This is a genomic window from Streptomyces paludis (genome assembly GCF_003344965.1).
Taxonomy (GTDB): domain Bacteria; phylum Actinomycetota; class Actinomycetes; order Streptomycetales; family Streptomycetaceae; genus Streptomyces; species Streptomyces paludis.
In genome coordinates, this window is record NZ_CP031194.1 from 6205035 (window position 1) to 6225711 (window position 20677).

Consider the following 20677-nt stretch of genomic DNA (forward strand, 5'->3'; position numbering starts at 1 on the left):
CGCCTGTCAGGCGCCGGTGCGCCGGCGGCTGGTGAACAGGGCCGCGGCGATGCCGAGGGCCCCGAGGAGCAGACCGGTGATTCCGAGCCAACGGGCCGTGGTGTCGGTGCCGGCCGCATCGGCCTTCTTCGTGCCCGAGTTCTGAGCCGCTGCCGTCGGCGCGGCCTCGCGTGAGGGCTCGGCCGCGCCATGGTCGTCATCCGCCGCCGACAACGCCAGTACGGGGGCGGGGTGTTCGGCCTCCTGGCCCTCCTCGGGCACGTCGATCCAACGTACGACCTCCTTATTGCTGTAGGTCTGCACCGACTTGAGGACGAGCTGATCGGCGTCTTCGGGGAGTCGTCCCACGGAGAGCGGGAACTTCTGGAAGTACCCGGGCTCGATGCCCTTGCCGGTGGCCGTCCAGGACACCTTGGACACGGCTTCGGTGATCTTCCTTCCGTGGACCGCCAGTGGCTTGTCGAGCGGCGACTTTGTGACCTCGATCTCCCAGCCGGGAACGGGCTGGGGCATGACGGACGACAGCGGGTGCTCGGTGGGCAGGGACATCTCGACCTTCACGGTCGAGGCGTCGTCCCGCTCATTGGGGACCTTCACGTTCACCGTGGCGTAGCCGCCCTTGGCGGCCGTGCCTTCGGGCTGTACGGACACATGGGCGAAGGCGGGTGCGGTGACGGTCATGAGGCCGATGGCCGTGGTGGCGACGAGGGTGCACAGGCGTGCGGAAGTACGCATGGTCGGATCGCTCCGGGGTGAGGTGCGCGCGCCGGTCCCCGCAGCGGCGGGGCGGCGGGCAGGACAGGGGGAGGTGGCGCTGTCCCGTACCGGGCACGGCGGTGTGAAGGGCCGGTCAACCGGGTGCGGGGAGTCCGCCGGGAGGGCCGCGCCGCGTCACCTCATGAGCCGTCATGGCGACGCGGCCGAGGGCCCGGGTGCGTCGGCGGGGGAGCGGGAAGGCGTGTTCCGGCCCCTGGGGCAGCGAGCACTGCCCCAGACAGGGGCGGCGGCGCAGGGCCAGTACCGCTCGGCGCAGCGCCCCGATCACCAGTGACCGCCGGTGCGCGGAGAGCTGTTCCGCGGCGAGCTCGCCCCGGTGCAGCAGCCAGGCGAGCGCCGCCGCCGCGAGGAGATGGCCGCACAGCATGGGTAGCGTCGACAGGGGCATCGCGGTCGGGTGGGGCGCCGCCGCGTGGCCGTGGGTCGCGTCCGCCAGGGCGTGGGCCGCCGGTGCCGTGAGCGCGGCGAACAGCAGGTGCAGTACGGCCTGGAGGAGGGCCAGCGCCGTCGTGCCCAGCGCCACGGACGGCCGGCGCCCCGTCAGCGGGTGGACGACGGCCAGCGCCACCGCACCCCCGACCGCCAGCACGGTGAGAGGGAGGGCGGTGCCGGTAGCCAGGGCGTGCGCGCAACCGGCCGTCAGGGCACCGGTGGTGGCGAGTCCGAGAGCACGGGCCGAGCGTCGGCGGCGCGAGGTGCCGCGCCCGGACGGACCCGGCCGGGCGGAGGTGCCGACAGGGGGCCCGGCGCAGACGCACTGGCCCATGTCCACCTCCTTGTTCGCGTGCGCACAACCGACGTAGGGCGTCGGGGCATGGAGACGGGGGCGTCACGCGTCCCTGGATCGTCACGCCACTGTAACCACTTGATTAGATGAATATCTAGACAGTGTCGGTTCGTCGCCCCTAGGCTCTCGACGCCTCACACACCTCAGGGGGAGCGGACGTGACGAACAGCAACACCCCAGTCAGCAGGCGAAAGTTAGTTCAAGGCGCCGCGCTCACCAGTGCGGCGCTGATGGTGGGCACGTCGCCGGCCGACGCGGCGGGTGAGTCCACGGCCACCGCGCCCGCCCCCACGGCCGATGGGGCGGAGTCGCTGAACTTCACCGAGGGTTCGGCGGCCATGGAACCCGACCGGACCGTGACCAGCGCCTGCCAGTTCTGCAACGCGAACTGCTCGCTCTTGGTCGACGTGCGGGCCGACCGCGTCATCGCCGTACGGAGCGGCGCCGACGACCCCGTACAGAACGGCAACATCTGTGTGAAGGCCCCGATGATGGCGGAGTTGGTGCACAACCCGCTGCGCCTGACCCATCCGCTGATCCGCACCGGCGGCCGCAAGGGCTCCAAGGACTCCACCTTCCGCCGAGCCACCTGGGACGAGGCGCTCGACGTCATCGCCCGGCAGCTCCTCGCCCTTCGAGACAAGGGCGAGGCCGCGTCCGTCGCCAACCGCACCACTGGTCGGCTGCCCCGTGGCACCGGCTCCCTCGTGGCCCGGCTCTTCGCCCTGCTGGGCAGCCCGAACAACACGGACGTCGGGCCCGTGTGCAACGACGCCGGGGGAAACGCCCTCAGGGCGACCTTCGGCCTGGGCAACTTCACCAACGGTTACGGAACCGACGGCGCCACCGGGAAGGACGACCTGGGCTCGGCCGACTACTACCTCTTCCTCGGCACCAACCAGGCCGAGACCCACCCCGTCACCTTCGACTACCTGCTGCGCGGCCGCGCGCGGACGGGCGCCCGTCTGGTAGTGGTCGACCCCCGGCGGACCGCGACCGCCGCGGTCGCCGATGACTGGATCGCGCCCAAACCCCACACCGATCTCGCGCTCGCCCTGGGGATCCTCCACCACATCCTCGACCAAGGCCTCCACGATCGGGAGTTCGTCACACGGTGGGTACTCGGATTCGACGAACTCAAGGCGCACATGGCGGCGTCCGGCTATACCCCGGAGTGGGCAGCCGCCGTCACCGATGTCCCCGCCGCGACCATCCGCCGTACCGCCCGCGACTACGCCCGCGCCCGATCCGCGGCGCTCTTCTGCAACGCCGGGATCTCCCACCAGCTCGGGGCCTTCGACACCTATCGCGTCCTCACCTTCCTGGCGGCCGTGACCGGGAACATCGGCAAGCTCGGCGCCGGCTGCAACTTCATGCACAACACCTGGCCCGGAGACCTCCACCTGCCGGCGCTGACCGTACGGACCCCCGACCCCGGCCAGGCCCTCCCTGTCGGCCCGGACTACTTCGCCCAGTCCGTACTGACCGGCCGGCCCTACCGTCTGAAGGCCCTCATCACCCAGGGCAACCCGCTCATCTCCTCCGCCAACACGGAGAAGGTCCAGGAGGCCTACCGGCGGCTCGACTTCTACGTCTACACCGGCCTGTTCATGGAGGAGGCCGCGTACTACGCGGACGTCGTCCTGCCCGTCAGCTCCCCGCTGGAGTACGACGGGGTCTACATGCGGCGCGACGACCGGGCGATCCGCTGGCAGCACGCCGCCGTACCACGTTGCGGCGAGTCCAGGCCGGACTGGGAGATCTGGATCGACCTCGCCCACGCCCTGGGCCGCAACGACCGGCGCAAAGGTTCGGCGTACTGGACCGACGCGTTCCCGCGCGCCTGGAAGGACTACTCCGTCCTGTGGGCCGAGTTCGTCCGGAACACCCCGGGGATGGGCGGGATGACGGAGCGGCGCATGCGCGGGCGGACCGAACCGCTGCGCTGGCCCTGTCCCACACCGAGCCACCCCGGCGTCAGCGCTCTCTACCAGGACCATCCCTCCTGGTACGCGGCGGCGGTGTCGCTCGGCGGCGCGCCGGGGCGGAGGTTCCTCACCCCCAGCGGCAAGATCGAGATCTTCACGTCGGCGCTCGACCAGAGCCTCGCCGTGGCCGGCCACCGGGCCCTTCCCGACTTCTACACCCACCCCGAGGTGACGGGCGCGCACCCGACGATCGCGTACGAGAAGCGGTTCGTCACCAGTCCGGTCAACCCGCAGGCCCTCACCCACCCGGTGAGGCTGGGGGTGCGGGGCGACGGCGCGGTGCACCGCGCCTATCCGCTGATGGGGATGACGGGCCGCCCCGGGGTGGCCCACTTCGCCACGGTCACCCACTGGACGCCCACCGGCGCACGGCTCAACGGGATCCGCTTCCTGCAGATCCACCCGGCCACCGCCCGGCGGCTGGGCATCGACGACCGGGACGAGGTCGTCGTGGAGAGCCCGCGCGGCCGGGTCACGGCCACCGCGCTGTACTGGCCGGGCATCCGCGAGGACACCGTGTTCATCCCGAACACCTTCGGCCCCGCCCAGCATCTCGCCGAGGAGCTCGGCGGCACCCGGTACGAAGCCGTGAACGCCCTCGTCGATGACCAGTACTACGACAACCTCTCCGGCCAGCAGGCCTACAAGTGCTTCGCCTGCCGGGTCACCAAGCGACCCTCCTGAACTCCGCGACCAGCCCGGTGGGCCCCTGTGCACGCATCCACCCCACCGGGCATCCCCGGCCCCGCCTCCACCTACCCGCTCTGCCGGAGGCGGGGCTCCCTCCGCCAGCGCACCGGCTGCGGACCGCCGCTCCGCAAGCTCCTTGCAGAATAATTAGACCGCTGTGAAACTGGAGGCGTGTCAAGCCCGGACGTAGTTTCCCCAGAGCCCTGCTGCCCGCCCGTCACCGCCGCTTCGCTGGACGCCGAGCGGGCCTCCGACATGGCCAAGATGTTCAAGGCGCTGGGCGACTCGATCAGGCTGCGGCTGTTCTCCATGATCGCTTCCGCCGCCGGGGAGGAGGCCTGCGTCTGTGATCTGACCGGCTCCTTCGATCTCTCCGCGCCGACGATCTCGTACCACCTCAAGATCCTGCGGGAGGCCGGGCTCGTCACCTCCGAGCGCCGCGGCACCTGGGTCTACTACCGCGCCCGGCGCGACCGGCTGAGCCTGCTGTCCGGCCTTCTCGCGGTGGAGCCGGTTCCCGAGACCTGCGGCGTCTGAGCCCGCGCTGCCCGGCCCTCAGAGGGGCGAGACTGCGCGCAGTGCCCCCGGTGCCGGGGCGGCCGTCGCTGACGGCTCGGGCTGCTGGGACGGGAGGACCCGGTCGCCGGTGCAGGCGCACGGCTGCAGCCAGCCGCGGTCGACGGCGTTGGCCCCCGCCTCGAACCTGCTGCGAGCGTCCAGGCGTTCCATCAGGTCCGCGATCATGCGGCGGGCGGTGCGCAGACCCACGCCGAGCTTCTTGCGTACGGCGTCGTCGGTCAGCCCCTGGCTCATCAGACGGAGAATCTCCTTCTCCATGGGGGTGGGCTGGTCCTGTGCACCGCGGCTCTGTGAGTCCAGCGGCCGCATGGTCTCGCAGAGCCGCTCGAAGAGCGCCACCAGGCCCGCTAGGAACCCCGCCCCGCTCACCTGGACGGCTCCCGCCGCAGGATTCCGGGGGTCTATCGGTACAAGAGCGGTGGCGCGGTCGTAGACGACAAGCCACATCGGCAGGGTTGGTACCGTTCCCACCCGTCCGCCGTCCCGCGCCAGCCAGCGGGCGTAGCCGAGGGCTGCGCGATCGTTGTAGACGCTCTCCAGATGGATGTTCCAGACGGAGAGACCGCGCTCCAGCATGTGTTGGTCGAGCGGGCGCCGGGCGAGCAGTGCTTCCTCCCCGACGGTCTCCGCGGGCAGCAGGGACATGCACCCGGCCGTCGCCCGGCCGGCCAGGCGCTCCATCCGGGCCAGCACCGCGGCCTGCGACTCCAGCCGCTCCCAGCCGGAGTGCGACGTCGAGGGCTGGGCGACCTCGTACTCCTCGGCCAGCCGGTCGGCCGCCTCCTTGATGTCGGCGAACTCCTGCTGCTTGCTCATGATTTCGGCCTGCCGCTGCTGGAGCACGGTCCGCAGGGCCAGAGAGGGTTTCGCCGGGACCAGGGTTCCCGAGAGAGGGCGGAGCAGGGAGAGTCCCAGCAGCCGGTCCACACTGCGCTGGACGGCGTCGCGAGGCGCGTCCAGCCCGCCCAGCACATCCTCGGAGGTGCAGCCCGGACGGCCGAGCGCGAAGCGGTAGACCGCGTGTGTGAGTTCGTCGAGTCCCAGCGGTTGCGACATCCGTCCCCCGAGATGTGCTGCTGTTTCGAACGTCTTGAAGTTAGCACGTACAGAAGTGAGTTGGGCGATCGAAATCGGTCGACGGCCGGTGCTCGACAGGTAGTTGCCGGGCAGCTTGCTGCCTCCCCGGGAACTTTCTCCGCCGTGGCACAACCCCTCATGCTCTACCCGATTGCTACTGGCAATTCGATGTCAACGACCCTGGGGAGACGCGTTGAGTCCTGTCGAGACCGATCCGAGACTGAAGGCCGAGAGCGTCACGATCAGGCCGCTGAGCACCTTCCGGGAAACCGTTCAGGTCCTCGGCTCCAAGAGCTACTCCAACCGCTACCTCGCCCTGGCCGCGCTCTCCGGCGAGCCGACCGTCATCGAGGGCGCCCTCGTCTGCGACGACACCACGTACCTCGCCGACGCGCTGACCCGGTTCGGCCACGTCGACGTCGACGTCGACGCGGCCGGGGAGCGCATCACCGTCACACCGACCGGCCGTCCCATGCGCGCCCCCGAGGAGGACGTGTACGTCGGCGCGGCCGGCACCCCGATCCGGATCCTCATCGCGATGGCCGGGCACGCCGAGGGCGCCACCGTCCTCACCGGAACCGCCCGGATGCAGGAGCGGCCGATGGGCTCCCTGCTCGACGCGCTGCCGGGCCTCGGAGTCCTGGCGGAAGCCTTACGGGGCAACGGCAGCCCGCCCGTCCGGGTCACCGGACCGAGCTTCCGGGGCGGCTCGACGCGCATCAGCGGGGCCGTCAGCTCGCAGTTCACCTCCAGCCTGCTGATCAACGCCACGCGCGCCGAGCAGGACACCGAGATCCACATCGTCGACGAGTTGGTCTCCAAGCCGTACGTCGACATGACGGTGGCCGCCCTCGCGGAGATGGGTGTGAAGGTCGAGCGGGACGGCTACAGACGGTTCGCCGTCGCCGCGGGCCAGAAGTTGCGCGGCGGTACGGTCCGGGTGGAGCCCGATGCCTCCGGCATGTCCTACTTCCTCGCCGCCGCCGCGGTCCTCGGCGGCACCGTCACCATTCCCGGCATCGGCGCGGGATCGCACCAGGGGGACGTCGGTCTGGTCGCCGCCCTGACCCGGATGGGATGCACGGCGGACGTCACCGACGACTCCATCACCCTGACCGGAGGTGACCTGCGCGGGATCGACATCGACATGGAGACGATGCCGGACGTGGTGCCGACACTCGCCGTCGTCGCGGCCTTCGCCGAAGGCACCACCCACATCAGCAACATTGCCAGCCTGCGGATCAAGGAGTGCGACCGGATCACCGCCGTCGCCACCGAGCTGCGGAAGATGGGCGTCGCCGTCGAGGAGCACGCCGACGCGCTGACCATCACCGGCGGTACGCCCCACGACGCCGTCATCGACACCTACGACGACCACCGGATCGCCATGTGCTTCGCCGTCGCAGGGCTCCGTACGCCAGGGGTAGTGATCAAGGACCCGGGATGTGTCGCGAAGTCCTTCCCGACCTTCTGGAAGAAGCTGGACACCCTCGCCGGCCCGACCACCAGCACCCTGTGAGCGCCGTACGACCGGGCATCCTGCTGGTCCTGGACGGATGGGGGCACGCGGAGCCCGGCGAGGGCAACGCTCTCGCCGCGGCCGACACCCCCTGCCTCGACCGGCTGCTCGCCACTCCGGCCGCCGTCCTCGCGGAGGCGTCGGGGAGCGCCGTCGGCCTGCTGCCCGGCACGGTCGGCAACTCCGAGATCGGCCACATCGTCATCGGGGCGGGACGGCCCGTTCCCTACGACAGCGTGCTGGTGGAGGAGCGGATCAACGACGGCACTCTGCGGTCGCACGAGACCCTGGGCGCCGCGCTCACGGGCCTCGCGGCCACCGGCGGTTCGCTCCATCTGATCGGTCTGGCCTCCGACGGCATGATCCACGCCAACGTGCACCACCTGCGTGAACTCCTGCGCATCGCCGCCCTGTTCGCCGTTCCCGAAGTGCGGATCCACGCGATCACCGACGGCCGGGACGTGGCGGACGGCACCGCCGCCCACCACCTCGCCACCGTCGAGGGATACGCCGCCGAAGCAGGCGTCGGGAGCATTGCCACGGTCATCGGCCGCGGATATGCCCTGGACAAGAGCGGTGATCTCGAGCTGACCGAACGGGCCGCCCGCGCCATCACCGACGGCGCGGGCCACCCGGTCGGCAAGCCGGAGGAGGCCCTCGCGACGAGCGGACGCGGGGACGAGTGGGTGGAGCCCGGCGTCGTCACCGGCGGTGACGGGCAGCCGCTCGGCCCGGTCCGGGACGGTGACGTCGTCCTCTTCACCAACTTCCGCAGCGACCGCATCCAGCAGCTCGCCGACCGTCTGTACGGCGAACTCGCGGGCCGGGGCGTCACCTTCCTCAGCCTGGCCCAGTACGACACCGAAGCGCCCATCCCCGCCCTGGTCCACCGGGCCGATGCCGGGGGAGGGCTGGCCGACCGGCTCGCGGAGTGCGGGGTGCGGTCGGTGCGCATCGCGGAGGCCGAGAAGTTCGAGCACGTGACGTACTACCTCAACGGCCGGAAGGCGGACCCGGCGCCGCTGGAGGAACACATCAGGATCTCCGCCGACGCGCCGCCGGACTACCGGACCGCGCCGGAGATGAGCATCGGCCGGGTCACCGAGGCCGTCGGTTCGGCCGCCCGGCGCGATGACGTACCACTGGTGGTGGCCAATTTGGCCAACATCGACGTGGTCGGCCACACCGGGGACCACGCGGCCACCGTCAGGGCCGCCGAACACACCGACCGTGCCGTGGAAGCCCTGTGCCGGGTCGCGGGCGAGACGGGGCGCTGGGTGCTCCTGGTCGGTGACCACGGCAATGCGGAGAAGATGCTCACCGACGCGGGCGAGGGCCGTCGGCCCTACGGCGGTCACACCACCAACCCCGTACCCGCCGTGCTGGTCCCGGCACAGGGCCGGCAGGCCGTGCGCCCCACGGGGACTGCCACGCTCGCCGACATCGCCCCCAGTGTGCTGTCGCTCCTCGGGCTCGGCCCGGCGCCTGCCATGACCGGGCGTGCGTTGTGGTGACGGTACGTCCGTAGCGCGGCGAGCCCCACCCGTACACGCCTGTTCCGCAATCAAGGAGGCACATTGATGACCACCCGGCCGAGACTCGCCCTCGTCGGCGACCGCAGCGACCGCGTACCCTCCCACACCAAGTTCGACGAACTGGTTCCGCACTTCGGTGTGGAGGCCGACTGGCTGCCCAGCGCCACGGTGACCGACGCCATCGGGGAGTACGACGGAATCTGGGTGGTGCCAGGCTCCCCCTATGTGAGCCAGGCCGGCGCCCTGCTGGCCATCCGCACGGCCCGTACGGAAGGCATCCCCTATCTGGGCACGTGCGGCGGTTTCCAGCACGCGCTCATCGAGTACAGCCGTAACGTCCTGGGCATCGAGGACGCGGAGGACGTGCAGTACGACGCGGAGGCCGCCACCCCGCTCATCGTCCCCTTGGCCTGCTCCCTCGTGGGGGAGACCGCGCCCCTCCACTTCGCCGCCGGCAGCCGGCTGGCCTCCGTCTATCCGGGGCGCGAGTCGGCGGTGGAGACCTACCACTGCAAGTACGGCCTCAACCCGGTCTACGAGGACGCGTTGCGGTCCGGTCCGCTCCGGATCAGCGGCTGGGATGCGGAGAAGGCGCCGAGGGCCGTCGAACTGCCCGACCACCCCTTCTTCATCGGCAGCCTCTTCCAGCCCGAGCTGTCGTCCACGCCGACCGACATCCACCCGCTCATCAGGGCATTCCTGGCGGCCGTTGGCGTGCGCGCCGGAGTGCGGGAGCGCGGTCCGGTGGCAGTGGAGGAGTGAGGCCGGTCGCCACCATTGACATGACGATCACACTGATTCGATACTTGTTTAAGTAAGCGGTAATCGAATCAATGATCGGAGGGCAGGGACATGAGCAGCGATCCGTCCGACGCAGCTGAGCAGGGACCCGTCGGAGGCTTCATCACGGAACCGCTCGTGGCCGCGGCGGCCACCACCGGTGGCTGCTGCGGCGAGCCCAGGAGCGCACCGGAACCCGCCCGCAGCAGCTGCTGCGGCGAACCCGCCGCCGAGGAAGCCCCCCGGAGCTGCTGCGGTGAGCCGGCGGCGGCGGGCTGAGGAAGGCACTCTCCCGATGACCGAGACGGCATACGGCCAAGGGCCCGCCCCGGCACCCGGGCCGGCGGACCCCTTCGACATCCGGCGCGCTCTCGCCACGCTGCGCGCTCTGTGCGTCCCGGAGATGGAGGGGCGCGCGCCGGGCAGCGCCGGCCACGACCGTGCGACACGCTTTCTGGTCTCGGAGCTGACGGGGGCCGGTCTCTCACCCGTCCTGGAGCACTTCGCCATCCGCGGGGTCCTGCGGCTGACGGCACCGCCGTACTGCGGGGTGGAGGGGCCGGAGCTTGCTAGGGATCTTGTCCACCGCGCCGAGTTCGCCGAGCACCCCCGCTCCGCCCCGATGCCGGCACCGGTCTCGGCGCCCGCTTCGGAGGACGCCCTACCCGGCTGTTGGGCCGTGGTGCGTGGCTCCTCCCAGGGCACCGCCTTCGCGGAACTGGCCGCATCGTTCGCGGCACGCGGTGTGGTGGGGATCCTCGTGGCCCAGCACGCCGACGCGTCCGGCTATCTGACCAAGCGGGTTCAGGGGCCAACGCCCGTACGGCTGCCGGTCGTCGCCTTCCTGCCGGAGCTGCTCGACGCAGTGACCGGCGGGACCGTCACCGCCCACGTCCCGCTGGAGCGGGTGCCCGCCGTTGGCGCCAACATCGTCGCCACGCTTCCCGGCCGTGCTCCAGACGCCCGCCCGATCCTTCTGACTGCGCACTACGACGGGGTCGGGTCCGATCCCGGACGGCACTTCCCGTGCGCCGGGGACAACGCCAGCGGCACCGCCGTGCTCTGCGAGACGGCCCGCGTCCTGAGCCGGGCCGAACCACTGGACCGCCCCGTCACCTTCGCCCTCTTGGACGGCGAGGAAATGGGCACCCTTGGGTCGGGGCATCACGCCCGGCAACTGCGTGAGCGGAAGCTGCGGCCGGACGTGCTCAACATCGACATGGCCGGCAAGTTCAATGGCAAGGTCGCCGTCGAACTCGGCCCGGCCGATCCCATGCCCGGGGATCTCATCGCGGCTCTCGACGCGTCCGGCCGCCGGCTGGGCATCCCCCTCTACGCCGCACCCGTGGCATCCGACAACCGGCGCTACGCGGCCGCTGGCTTCCCCTCGGCCGGTGTCGGGCTGGGAGCGGCGCATTACCACTCACCCCTCGACAGCCCGGAACGGATCGAGGCCGACGCCCTGCACAAGGCCGGACAGCTCACGCTCGCCACGGTCCGTCATCTCGCCGCCCCCGGCTGAATCACCCTTCCACCCCTTGGACCACAGGAGCCTCCATGGCGAACACGCCCCAGCAGTCCGTGTCCACCCAGCTCATCCAGCTCGCCCCGAGCGTCGGTGAGCAGCACGCGGCCTTCTCCAAGAGCTACCAGGACTTCTTCGGCGCGGTCTTCGACCACGACGCCCTCGAACCGAAGACCCGGGCCGCCGTCGCTCTCTGCGCCGCCCTCATGCAGGACCGTGAGGAGACGGTCCGCTCCTTCCTCGCCGCCGCCAAGAAGCTCGGCCTCAAGAACGAAGAGATAGGCCAGATCGCCGGGATTGTCGAGGCGATGAAGCTCGACGAACTCCAGCGCCCCGCCGTGCAGGCGGTCGCGGCGGCCGCTAAGAAGGCCAACACCTGCTGCTGAGCACCACCGCCCCGCCCATCCGCCCGTCCACCTCGACGAAGGACATCGGCAGTGCCTGAACCATCCACCCCCGCGACCGGCTCCGTCGTGATGCTCGGTGGCCGCAGCGAGCGCGAGTTCGGCGTCGTCAGGGAACTCGGACACCGGGTCGTCCTCCTGGACGAACGGATTCCGTGGCACTGCATGCCCTGGGTCGACGCCCACGTGGACATCGGCCTCGACGACTGGGACGCGGTGGCGGACGCGATCCGCGAGGAACTCGGCGGCGAGCGGCCCGCCGCGGTGCTCACCCACACCGAACCGCGTCTGCCGCTGATGGCGTACCTCGGCCGGTTGCTGACCCCGCACTCGGCCGGGCCCGACGAGGAGGCGGTGGCGAACTGCCGGGACAAGCTCCGTACGCGCACGGTGCTCGAAGCCGCCGGCCTGCCCGTACCGCGCTTCGCGCTTGCCACCACCGAGCACGAGGCCGTGGCGATGGCCTCCCGCATCGGCTACCCGGTCGTGGTCAAACCCCGTGACGGGGCCGGTGCGTTCGGCGTCCGGTGCTGCACCGGCGAGGCGGAGGTGCGGGAAGCCTTCGGCGCGCTGGGCGGGTTTGTCCCCGACGGGCTGCCGGGGGCGCTGATCGAGGAGTACGTCGACGGCCCCGAGTTCGCCGTCCAGACCCTCACCCGAGGCGGAACGACCGAGGTCCTCAGCGTCTTCCGGCAGCGGACGACCCCGCCGCCCGTCTTCGTGGAGCTGGGGTACGAGTATCCGTGCGGGCTGGACGCGGCCCGTCGCGAGGATCTCGACGGACTCCTGCGGAATACGCTCGACGCGCTCGGTCTGCGGGACTGGATCAGCCACACGCAGGTACGGCTCGGCGCCGAAGGGTTCCGCGTCATCGAGGTGAACGCCCGCAGACCCGGCGGACGCCTGGTGGAGATGACCACAGCCGTCAGCGGTGTCGACATGGTGGAGGCGGTCACCCGCCAGGTGCTGTGCCTGGAACAGCCACCGCCCGGCCCAACGGTACCCTTCGCCCGCTACACGAGCATCGTCTTCGACGAGCCGGGGACGCTCCTCTACGACGCTTTCGTTCCGGACGGCGAGGGGCCCGGCAGCCCCGTCGTCGAGCTGGAGGTCGCCCCGGGCGAGACCGTACGGTCCAAGGAGGACCCGCAGGGCGGGGTCTACGGCCGCATCGTCGTGTACGGGGAGAGCACCGACGAACTCGACCGGGCCGAGCAGCAGGTCCGGCGGGCCCTGGACCTCCAGGTGGTGTTCGGCGACGGCCTCGAACCGGCCGCGACGGACAGCCGTGAGTTCAAGTCGTGCTGCTGAGGTGGCGCCGATGACCCTCACCGACCCGGTTGGCCACCTGACCGCAGAGCACCGGATCGAGACCCTGTCCACGATCCACGACGTCGACGCCGAGGTGTGGAACCGGCTCGTCGGCCTGGCCTCCGGAAGTGTCTTCCACAGCTGGCAGTGGCTTGCTGCCTTCGAGGACGCCCCGCCCGGAGCGTTCGAACCCCGCCACCTTGCCGCCTACCGAGGCAACGAACTCGTCGGGATCTGCCCCGCCTACCTGGTGCACGACTGCCCCCGCCTCTCGTACCTCCTGGAGGTGGGCGAATTCGCGCCCACCGGCCCCGTGCTGCTGGCGCACAGCCTCGCCGCACTGGACGGCGGCCCGCTGGCCGTGCCGGGCCACGACCGCGCCGTGGACGCTCTGCTCGGAGCGCTCGGGGAGGCCGCACGTTCGGCCGGAGCCCGCGTCTGGGGTGTGGCCAACGCCCCGGCGGACCGGCTCAGCGGACGGCTGATGCGGCAGGGATACGCCACGGCACACATCACCACCTCGTACCGTTGTGCCACCGATGTGCCGTCGGTCAAGGAGTACTGGGCGTTCGCCGAGGGGCACCGTCGTCGGAAGCTCGCCCGGGAGCGGCGCATCGCGGGGCGTGACCACACGGTGCTCGACGGGTCGGCCGACACGGACACCCTGGTCCGCCTAGTCCACTCCCTCCTCCAGGACCGGAACACCCCCACCGAGGTGCTGCCTGAGCCGTTCCTTCGGGCGATGCGGACCAGGCTGGCGCCCTTCGAACGCTCCATCACCGCCGCCGACCGCGCCGGGGAGACCATCGGTGCCTTCGCCGGCTGGCAGTTCGGCCCGGTCTGGTCAATGTGGCTGGCGGGCCTGGACACCGCGCGGCTGCCGTCCTTCGTCCCCTACCGTGCGATGGCCGGCCGCCTCGTCGAGAGCGCGGTCACTACGGACGTCGCCACCATCGACCTCGGCCGCTCCAACGGCATGGAGAAGCGCAAGCTCGGCGCCCACCCCGTCCCGCTCCACCTGGCGTTGAAAGTCCTCGACCGAGGGGAGCAGGCCGCGCTGCACGCGTCCTGCCTCCGGTTGGAACAGCGCTGCCAGGGCCCCGAGGAACAGCTCGACATGACCAGGCGGTGCTGCTGATGAACCCTGACACCCGGCCCAGCGTGGCCTGCCTCTCGGGACGCCGTGTCGTGGACGTCCTGGGCTCCATTGGCGCCCACACGGTGCTGCTCGACGACCCCACGCCGCTGGAGCTGGCCGCCCGGGCCGACGTGCCCCTCGACCTCGACCTCGGGGACTGGGGAGCGGTGGAGAGCGCCCTGCGTGCCCAGCATGCCGACCGGCCGCTCGAAGGGGTCTTCACCGTCTACGACGCGCATCTGCCGCTGGCCTCCTTCGCGGCCGCCCGGATCGGGGTACGCGGTCTCGGTCTCCCGGCGGCCCTGGCCTGCCACGACAAGGCGCGCCTGAGGATGATGCTGGCCGCCGACGGCTTACGGACACCCGTGTCGCTGCCGGTCGCCGATCCGGCCGATGCCCGTGCCGCGGCCCGTCGGCTCGGCCTGCCCGTCGTGGTCCGGAGGACGGTCGGCCGGGGCCGGCTCCGCTGCCGCGATCTGGACGAGGTCAAGCGGGCATCGGAACGTCTTGGTCCTGCCGCGCTCCTGGTCGAGAGGTTCACCGGCGGGCCCGAGTACGCCGTGCAGAGCCTCACCGTCGACGGGGTCACCGAGGTCGTGAGCGTGCTGGCTCAACACACCGGCCCGGGCCCGGCGCAGGTCGAGACCGGCTACGACTATCCCAGCGGCCTCAACCCGGCCCGGGAGGCGGAGCTGAAGGAGTTCTGCGTACGGGCCCTGGCCGTACTCGGCTTCGATCACGGCGTCTCCCACAGCCAGGTGAGGCTGACGGACGACGGGCCCGAACTCGTCGACGTGGCCGCCCGGCCGCCCGGCGGGCAGCTCTGCGCCGCCGTCGAGCGGGTGAGCGGGATCGATCTCACGCGCGCTGCCGCGGAGATCGCACTCGGGCGCCCGGTGACCCGCAGGCCGCCCACCGCGAGCCATGTGCTGTACCGGTGCGTCGACTTCGACGGACCGGGCCGGATCGGCTACGACCCCCGGAGGCTAGCCGCCCCCGGCGTCTGGCTCGACGTCGAACCCGGCGACCACGTCCGCGCCGTCGACGACCTCGAAGGCGGTACCTACGGCCGCATCGTGGTGTATGGCGACAACCCGGCGGAGCTGGACTCCACGTACCACTCCCTCTACGAATCGCTCCGACTTCGCGTCGAGCCAGACACCCAGTAGGTGATGGACCCTTGTCCACGCGCATTCTCGTGCTCGGCGGACGGCGTACCGTCCAGCAGCTCCAGGAGGAGACCGACTACGACGTCGTCTTCGCCGAGGAGAACATGACGCTTGAACAGGTCATGCTCGCCGACTACCCCCTGGATGTCGACTTCGGCGACTGGGCCTCGGTCGTCGGCCAGGTGGCCGGGGTCCATGCCCAGCAGCCCATCCACGCCGTCGTCACCGGCGTCGAGCGGCTCGTCCCCCTGGCCGGCCGGCTGCGGAAGGAACTGGCGCTCGCCCACGGCATCACCGAGCAGTCCGCCCGGGACTGCATCGACAAGGCGGCCACCCACCGGCTGCTCGAAGGCGCCGGGGTCCCGGTGCCGCGCACCCGGGTCGTGAGCGGCGCCCAGGAAGGCGGCGAGGCTGCCGAGGAGCTGGGCCTGCCCGTCGTGGTCAAGCCGCGCGACGCGTCGAGCGCCGCCGGGCTCGCGTACTGCGCCACTCGCGCCGAGGCCGAGGAGGCCGTTGCCGGCATCCTGGCGGGCGGCCGGGAGAGCGCCCTGCTGGAGGAGTACGTCCAGGGGCCGGAGTTCGGCGTCTTCGCCGCCCGTACCGCCGGGGTCACCCGGGTCCTCTGGGTCGTTGAGGGCGAGGTGGGGCCGCCGCCGACCTTCGTCAAGGTGGGTGGCCACTTCCCGGCCAGGCTCGGGAAGGAGGACCGGGAGGAGCTGGACCGACTGGTGGACCGGGCTCTGGCCGCCGTCGGCCTGGACGACTGGGTCGCGGCGCTGCAGTTCACTCTCACCGCCGACGGCTGGCGGGCAGGCGAGATCAACCCCCGTGTCCCCGGGGGTCAGGCCGTCGAGATGATCAGGTCCACCACGGGCTGGGAACCCAGTCTCGTAGCCACCGAAGCCGCTCTCGGCCGGTACGGGGAGCCCAGGCCCGCCGATGCCATCTGCGGCCTGTACCGCAGCATCGTCTTCGAGGCCGCGGGACGGATCGACTACGACGCCTCGGCCGTCGGCTCGTTCCAGGGGCTGGAATCCCCCCACCCGCCCTTCGTCGAGTTCGACGTCGCACCGGGCGAGTCCGTGCTGCCGGTCGCCCACCCGCGCGGCGGCGCCTTCGGTCGGATCGTGCTGGCCGGCGAGAGCCCCGAGCAACTGGCGAGGGACCTGGAGCGGGTCACGGCCCAGCTGGCTCTCCGGCTGCTGGACGAGCAGGTCGCCGAAGCCTCCGTCGACCGTGCACACACCAGCTGCTGCTGACAACTCCCCACGTTTGCGCACTACTTGACGCTCCCCCGTCACCGTGATTCGATACTTTTGAAAGTATCGAATCAATGGGAAGGGAGAAGCCATGGCCGACGACATGATCGGTTCCGGCTGCTGCGAGACCAGCGGCAACGAGGACGTCGCGGAAGACGGCACCGAGTGCGGCTGCGCCTGCGCCTGCTGCGACTAGTCCAGCGGCATGACGGCGGGCCGCACCCTCCGGGGTGTGGCCCGCTCGGATCCCACCCACCCGACCAACCACCAAGAGGGGGCTCGACGTTGAACGACTCGCTACGCGCGCTGCGCTTCATCTATGGCTACCCGCTGCGCTATCGCCGCGAGATGACCATCGCCACCGTGGTCATGTTCCTCGGTCTCCTCAGCAACATCGCCGTACCGCTCCTGACCCGGTACGCCATCGACGTCGGAGTCCTCGGCGGAGCGACGGAGACCCTGCTCTACACCTCCTTCGGCGTCCTGCTCGCGGGCGCCGTGACCACGGCCCTGCTCCACCTCGGCAAGCGCATCCGCTTCTCCGTGGCCAGCCGAGCCGTCAACGACCTGCGGGAGGATCTCTTCCGTAAGCTCATCCACCTCGGCCCCGCCGACATCGCGGAAGCCTCCGGCGGCCGGGCGCTCACCCGGCTGGTCTCCGACGCCGTCTCCGTACGCGGCCTCACCAACGGCGGCCTGCTGGAACTGCTCAACCAGATCCTCGTCACGCTCGCGATGTTGATCACCGCGATCATCATCGACGCCCGCACGACCTTGCTGGCCGTCATCCCCATGGTCTTCGTCATCATCGGGAACTTCACCGTCCAGCTCCGGCTGCAGAAGGCTTTCGCCGAACTCAAGGGTCAGTTCACCAAGTTGCTCAGCGGTGTGGGGGAGTCCCTCGCCAACATCAGCGTCGTGAAGTCCTACGGCCGCGAGTCGGACGCCTCCAGCCGTCTGGACAAGGTCAACCAGGCGCATGCGCGCCGCGACGGCCAGATGAAGCGCACCTACAGCCGGTGGGAGGCGACCCTCAACGTCATCGGCGGTCTGCCCACCCCAATCGCCCTTTGGGCCGGCGGACAGGGCGTGCTCAACGGCACCAGCACCGTCGGCGACCTCGTCGCGGTCGTCGCGCTGGTCATGATGTTCCAGATGAGCATCCACATGCTCGCCATGCACACCAATGGAGCGTTCCGGAGCGTCGTGACCGCGCAGCGCCTCCTGCGCATCATGGACGCCCCCTCCGTACTCACCGCCCATGACGGCCGCACTGGCATCCCGTCGATCGGGACCGTCGAAGCCCGCGGTGTCACCGTCGACCTCGCCGGCCGCCGCGTCCTCGACGGGGTCGACCTGCACATTGAGCCGGGCGCCGTCGTCGCCCTGACCGGACCGACCGGCAGCGGCAAGTCCACCTTCCTGCACGTGCTGGCCCGGCTCCGCGACCCGGACGGTGGCTCCGTCACGTACGACGGTGTCGACGCCAGGGAGTACGCTCCCGAGAGCCTGCGCCAGCACATCGTGTGCCTACCGCAGCGGCAGTGGGTCTTCGAAGGGACGCTCGCCGAGAACGTGCGCTTCGCCCGACCCGAGGCCACCGACGAGCAGGTCGCGCAGGCCGCCACGGCGGCCGGCCTCTCCCACATCCCCCTTGACCGCCGCTTCGGCGCCAGCACCCTGGACCTGTCGGCCGGGGAGCGCCAGCGCATCGGTCTGGCCAGGGCCCTCCTGGTCAACCCGGACATCCTGCTGCTGGACAACCCGACGGCGAACCTGGACGCGGAGACCGAGGCCGCCCTGCTGGAGACCGTCCTGAGGGTACGCAACGGACGCACCCTGATCATCGCCTCCCAGCAGCCCGCGGTCGCCCGCTACGCCGACCGGACCATCGGCCTCGCCCTCCCGGAAACCCCGGCGAAGGCCCTCGCACCACTCGCCGGGGCAGCCGCTCCCGAGGGAGGAAAGGCGTCATGACCGTCACCTCGCACGAGTCACCTCTGGAGGGCCGGGAAGCGCGGAAGGCACTGGTGAAGGCGGCCCGCAGATTCCTGCCCTACCTGCGGCCCCACTGGTTCTGGCTCAGCGTCGCCACGCTGATGGCCATTCTGAATTCCATCGCCACCATCGCCGTCATGTACACGGTGATGGCGGGCATCGGTCAGATCGTCATCGGCGACATGAGTGCCGTGCAGTCCACGGCGATCAACCTCGTCGTGCTGACCGTCGCCGAGAACATCATCCGCATCATCTACAACTCGGCGATGATCCGGACCAACGAGGACCTCTCCGTCACTATCCGCAACGACCTGGTCGTCCGCCTGCACAACGTGCAGCTCTCGCGCCACGTCTCCCAGGCCAGCGGCGAGTGGGTCACCCGGGTGCTCTTCGAGGCGAACCGGTTCCGCGGATTTCTCACCAAGTCCCTGATGGAGGTGGCCAACAGCGTCATCTGGTTCCTCGCGTTCGCCATCTTTCTCCTCGCGCTCAGCCCCCTCGTGGCGCTGCCCACGCTGGTCACCATCCCGCTGATGGTCTGGATCGCGGTGGTGTGGACCAGAAAGCTGCGGCCGGACACCCGGAAACAGCGCGAGGGCTGGGACCGGATGGTCGGCTACCTCGACCAGCGCGTCGACGGGCTCGCGGACATCCGCGCCTTCGGCCAGGAGGACGCCGTACTCACCGATCTGCGTGCCCGCTCCGAGGAATACAGCACGGTCCACAACCGCCTCTCGCGCAAACGGCTCTGGCTCACCTCCCACCTGGGGTTCAGCGTCTTCCTTGCCCTCGGCCTGCTGATCTTCTTCGGCGGCCTTCAGATCATCAACGGCCATCAGCTCGGCTCGGGCTTCTTCTTCGACATGGCAGCGGGGATGATGCCGATGACCTGGATGCTCATGGGCACCGACACGATGATGGCGTCCATGGGCATGGCGTCCGGAACGGCCCTGGCCGCCGGCACCCTCGCCGCCTTCGCCCTCTTCGTCAAACGCATGCTCAACCCGGTCAGGGACCTGGCCCACCTGCTCGGGCAGTCGTCCGACATCGCCACCTCGGCACGCCGCATCCTGGACGTGCTCGACCTGGAGGAGGAGCGGAGCGGTACGGGCACCCTGCCGCCCGTCGAAGGAGCCGTGGCCTTCGACGACGTCACCTTCGCGTACGACGGTGGCCCCGATGTCCTCCATGGCATCACGCTGAAGGCGGAGCCCGGACAGCACATCGGCATCGTCGGAACCAGCGGCGCGGGTAAGAGCACCCTGATGCAGCTGCTGGTGCGGCTCTACACGCCGACCGGCGGGACGGTCACCATCGACGGGCACGACCTGACGGATATCAGCAGCGCCTCGGTCCGCTCCCAGGTTCTCCTCGTTACCCAGGAGGCACAGCTCTTCGACGGCACGGTCACCGAGAACATCCTCTTCGGCCGGCCCGATGCCACGGACGAGGAAGTCGTCGAAGCGGCGAAGAGCCTCGGCGCACATGAGGCCATCATGGGCCTGCGCAACGGGTACGGGACCAGGGTTGGCGAGCGCGGCTCCCGGCTCTCCGTCGGTGAACGCCAGCTGATCGCCCTGGCCCGGGCGATGCTCGCCGACCCCCGCGTCATAGTCCTAGACGAAGCCGTCTCCAGCGTCGACCCGGAACGGCAGCGACTCGTCCTCTCCGCCATCCGCCGCCTGCTGGATTGCCGTACGGCCGTCGTCGTCGCCCACTGGCTTCCGCTGGTGGAGGACCTGGACCAGGTCTTCGTGATCGAGGACGGACGGATCGTCGAATCGGGCCGCCCCGTCGAACTCTTCACCGCCGGCGGGCGGCTCACCGAACTGTGCGACGCCCAGGAGGGCCGCACCCCCAGGAACACCCCAGGAAAGGACAACGCCCATGTCTGAGACCAGCCTCGGCAACATGTTCTGGAACGCCGCCCAGCAGCCCCCGGCCGCCACCGCGGAGGAGCCGAAGAAGGCCTCCTCGTGCTGCGGGCCGAAGCCGGAGGCGAAGGCCCCGGCCGAGCAGGCCGCAGCGCCGGAGAAGGCCTCGTCCTGCTGCGGCCCCAAGCCCGCTGCCGCCGCGGAGCCCGAGGGCACCCCGGCGCCCAAGAAGTCGTCCTGCTGCGGCTGACCATCCCGCACCGAGCG

At 70.6% G+C, this 20677-nt stretch carries 18 protein-coding genes; 15 read left to right on the forward strand and 3 right to left on the reverse strand.

Features of this window, described 5'->3' with window-relative positions; translation table 11 throughout:
- Positions 1 to 6: 6 nt before the first annotated feature.
- Positions 7 to 735 (reverse strand): YcnI family copper-binding membrane protein, encoded by a 729-nt coding sequence (locus tag DVK44_RS27475; protein ID WP_114662919.1) that lies wholly within the window; start codon positions 733 to 735, stop codon positions 7 to 9.
- A 115-nt stretch (positions 736 to 850) separates the two neighbouring features.
- Entirely contained in the window at positions 851 to 1543 is a 693-nt protein-coding gene (locus tag DVK44_RS27480; protein WP_114662923.1) for a hypothetical protein, read from the reverse strand.
- Positions 1544 to 1722: 179 nt separating this feature from the next.
- Here DVK44_RS27480 and DVK44_RS27485 point away from each other — a divergent pair, with 179 nt between their 5' ends.
- Together DVK44_RS27485 and DVK44_RS27490 are read left to right on the forward strand one after the other, a co-directional pair.
- Positions 1723 to 4236, forward strand: a complete 2514-nt coding sequence (locus tag DVK44_RS27485) for a molybdopterin-containing oxidoreductase family protein (protein ID WP_114662926.1) — start codon at positions 1723 to 1725, stop codon at positions 4234 to 4236.
- 261 nt (positions 4237 to 4497) lie between these two features.
- Positions 4498 to 4779 (forward strand): ArsR/SmtB family transcription factor, encoded by a 282-nt coding sequence (locus DVK44_RS27490; protein WP_228447392.1) that lies wholly within the window; start codon positions 4498 to 4500, stop codon positions 4777 to 4779.
- Positions 4780 to 4797: 18 nt separating this feature from the next.
- Here DVK44_RS27490 and DVK44_RS27495 read toward each other — a convergent pair whose 3' ends face one another.
- Positions 4798 to 5877 carry a helix-turn-helix transcriptional regulator gene (locus tag DVK44_RS27495; protein ID WP_114662928.1) on the reverse strand — a complete coding sequence of 360 codons (1080 nt, stop codon included), beginning with the start codon at positions 5875 to 5877 and terminating at the stop codon, positions 4798 to 4800.
- Between the two features lie 214 nt (positions 5878 to 6091).
- On the opposite strand from DVK44_RS27495, the gene aroA reads away from it, so the two are divergent.
- The 13 genes from aroA (at position 6092) to DVK44_RS27560 (ending at position 20660) form a co-directional block, all read left to right on the forward strand.
- Positions 6092 to 7417, forward strand: a complete 1326-nt coding sequence (gene aroA, locus DVK44_RS27500; RefSeq protein ID WP_114662931.1) for a 3-phosphoshikimate 1-carboxyvinyltransferase — start codon at positions 6092 to 6094, stop codon at positions 7415 to 7417.
- Positions 7414 to 8931, forward strand: coding sequence for a 2,3-bisphosphoglycerate-independent phosphoglycerate mutase (gene gpmI, locus DVK44_RS27505; protein ID WP_114662934.1), 1518 nt, complete (start codon positions 7414 to 7416; stop codon positions 8929 to 8931). Before aroA ends, gpmI begins: the two co-directional genes overlap by 4 nt.
- 66 nt (positions 8932 to 8997) lie before the next feature.
- Positions 8998 to 9714 (forward strand): CTP synthase C-terminal region-related (seleno)protein, encoded by a 717-nt coding sequence (locus DVK44_RS27510; protein ID WP_114662937.1) that lies wholly within the window; start codon positions 8998 to 9000, stop codon positions 9712 to 9714.
- A gap of 90 nt (positions 9715 to 9804) precedes the next feature.
- Entirely contained in the window at positions 9805 to 10011 is a 207-nt protein-coding gene (locus DVK44_RS27515) for a hypothetical protein (protein ID WP_114662939.1), read from the forward strand.
- Between the two features lie 16 nt (positions 10012 to 10027).
- Positions 10028 to 11254, forward strand: a complete 1227-nt coding sequence (locus DVK44_RS27520; RefSeq protein WP_228447393.1) for a M28 family metallopeptidase — start codon at positions 10028 to 10030, stop codon at positions 11252 to 11254.
- A 35-nt stretch (positions 11255 to 11289) separates the two neighbouring features.
- Entirely contained in the window at positions 11290 to 11643 is a 354-nt protein-coding gene (locus DVK44_RS27525; RefSeq protein ID WP_114662943.1) for a carboxymuconolactone decarboxylase family protein, read from the forward strand.
- Between the two features lie 51 nt (positions 11644 to 11694).
- On the forward strand, positions 11695 to 12972 hold the full coding sequence (locus DVK44_RS27530) for an ATP-grasp domain-containing protein (protein WP_114662945.1): 1278 nt from the start codon (positions 11695 to 11697) through the stop codon (positions 12970 to 12972).
- A gap of 10 nt (positions 12973 to 12982) precedes the next feature.
- Positions 12983 to 14110, forward strand: a complete 1128-nt coding sequence (locus tag DVK44_RS27535) for a GNAT family N-acetyltransferase (RefSeq protein ID WP_114662947.1) — start codon at positions 12983 to 12985, stop codon at positions 14108 to 14110.
- Positions 14110 to 15279: an ATP-grasp domain-containing protein gene (locus tag DVK44_RS27540; protein WP_228447394.1), complete on the forward strand. Its 1170-nt coding sequence runs from the start codon at positions 14110 to 14112 to the stop codon at positions 15277 to 15279. Before DVK44_RS27535 ends, DVK44_RS27540 begins: the two co-directional genes overlap by 1 nt.
- An 11-nt stretch (positions 15280 to 15290) precedes the next feature.
- Positions 15291 to 16538, forward strand: coding sequence for an ATP-grasp domain-containing protein (locus tag DVK44_RS27545; RefSeq protein WP_114662951.1), 1248 nt, complete (start codon positions 15291 to 15293; stop codon positions 16536 to 16538).
- Between the two features lie 285 nt (positions 16539 to 16823).
- Positions 16824 to 18515 (forward strand): ABC transporter ATP-binding protein, encoded by a 1692-nt coding sequence (locus DVK44_RS27550; protein ID WP_114662953.1) that lies wholly within the window; start codon positions 16824 to 16826, stop codon positions 18513 to 18515.
- Entirely contained in the window at positions 18512 to 20431 is a 1920-nt protein-coding gene (locus tag DVK44_RS27555) for an ABC transporter ATP-binding protein (RefSeq protein WP_114662955.1), read from the forward strand. Before DVK44_RS27550 ends, DVK44_RS27555 begins: the two co-directional genes overlap by 4 nt.
- The gene (locus DVK44_RS27560) at positions 20424 to 20660 is read left to right on the forward strand and encodes a hypothetical protein (protein ID WP_228447395.1); all 237 of its coding nucleotides are present in this window, start codon (positions 20424 to 20426) and stop codon (positions 20658 to 20660) included. The genes DVK44_RS27555 and DVK44_RS27560 overlap by 8 nt, the downstream gene beginning before the upstream one ends.
- Positions 20661 to 20677 lie beyond the last annotated feature (17 nt).

Coding starts and splice junctions, on each gene's coding strand:
- DVK44_RS27555 (WP_114662955.1), top strand. CDS start 18,512: ATGACCGTCACCTCGCACGAGTCACCTCTGGAGGGCCGGGAAGCGCGG.
- DVK44_RS27540 (WP_228447394.1), top strand. CDS start 14,110: ATGAACCCTGACACCCGGCCCAGCGTGGCCTGCCTCTCGGGACGCCGT.
- DVK44_RS27475 (WP_114662919.1), bottom strand. CDS start 735: ATGCGTACTTCCGCACGCCTGTGCACCCTCGTCGCCACCACGGCCATC.
- DVK44_RS27510 (WP_114662937.1), top strand. CDS start 8,998: ATGACCACCCGGCCGAGACTCGCCCTCGTCGGCGACCGCAGCGACCGC.
- DVK44_RS27495 (WP_114662928.1), bottom strand. CDS start 5,877: ATGTCGCAACCGCTGGGACTCGACGAACTCACACACGCGGTCTACCGC.
- DVK44_RS27480 (WP_114662923.1), bottom strand. CDS start 1,543: ATGGGCCAGTGCGTCTGCGCCGGGCCCCCTGTCGGCACCTCCGCCCGG.
- DVK44_RS27525 (WP_114662943.1), top strand. CDS start 11,290: ATGGCGAACACGCCCCAGCAGTCCGTGTCCACCCAGCTCATCCAGCTC.
- DVK44_RS27490 (WP_228447392.1), top strand. CDS start 4,498: ATGGCCAAGATGTTCAAGGCGCTGGGCGACTCGATCAGGCTGCGGCTG.
- DVK44_RS27515 (WP_114662939.1), top strand. CDS start 9,805: ATGAGCAGCGATCCGTCCGACGCAGCTGAGCAGGGACCCGTCGGAGGC.
- DVK44_RS27520 (WP_228447393.1), top strand. CDS start 10,028: ATGACCGAGACGGCATACGGCCAAGGGCCCGCCCCGGCACCCGGGCCG.
- DVK44_RS27560 (WP_228447395.1), top strand. CDS start 20,424: ATGTCTGAGACCAGCCTCGGCAACATGTTCTGGAACGCCGCCCAGCAG.
- DVK44_RS27535 (WP_114662947.1), top strand. CDS start 12,983: ATGACCCTCACCGACCCGGTTGGCCACCTGACCGCAGAGCACCGGATC.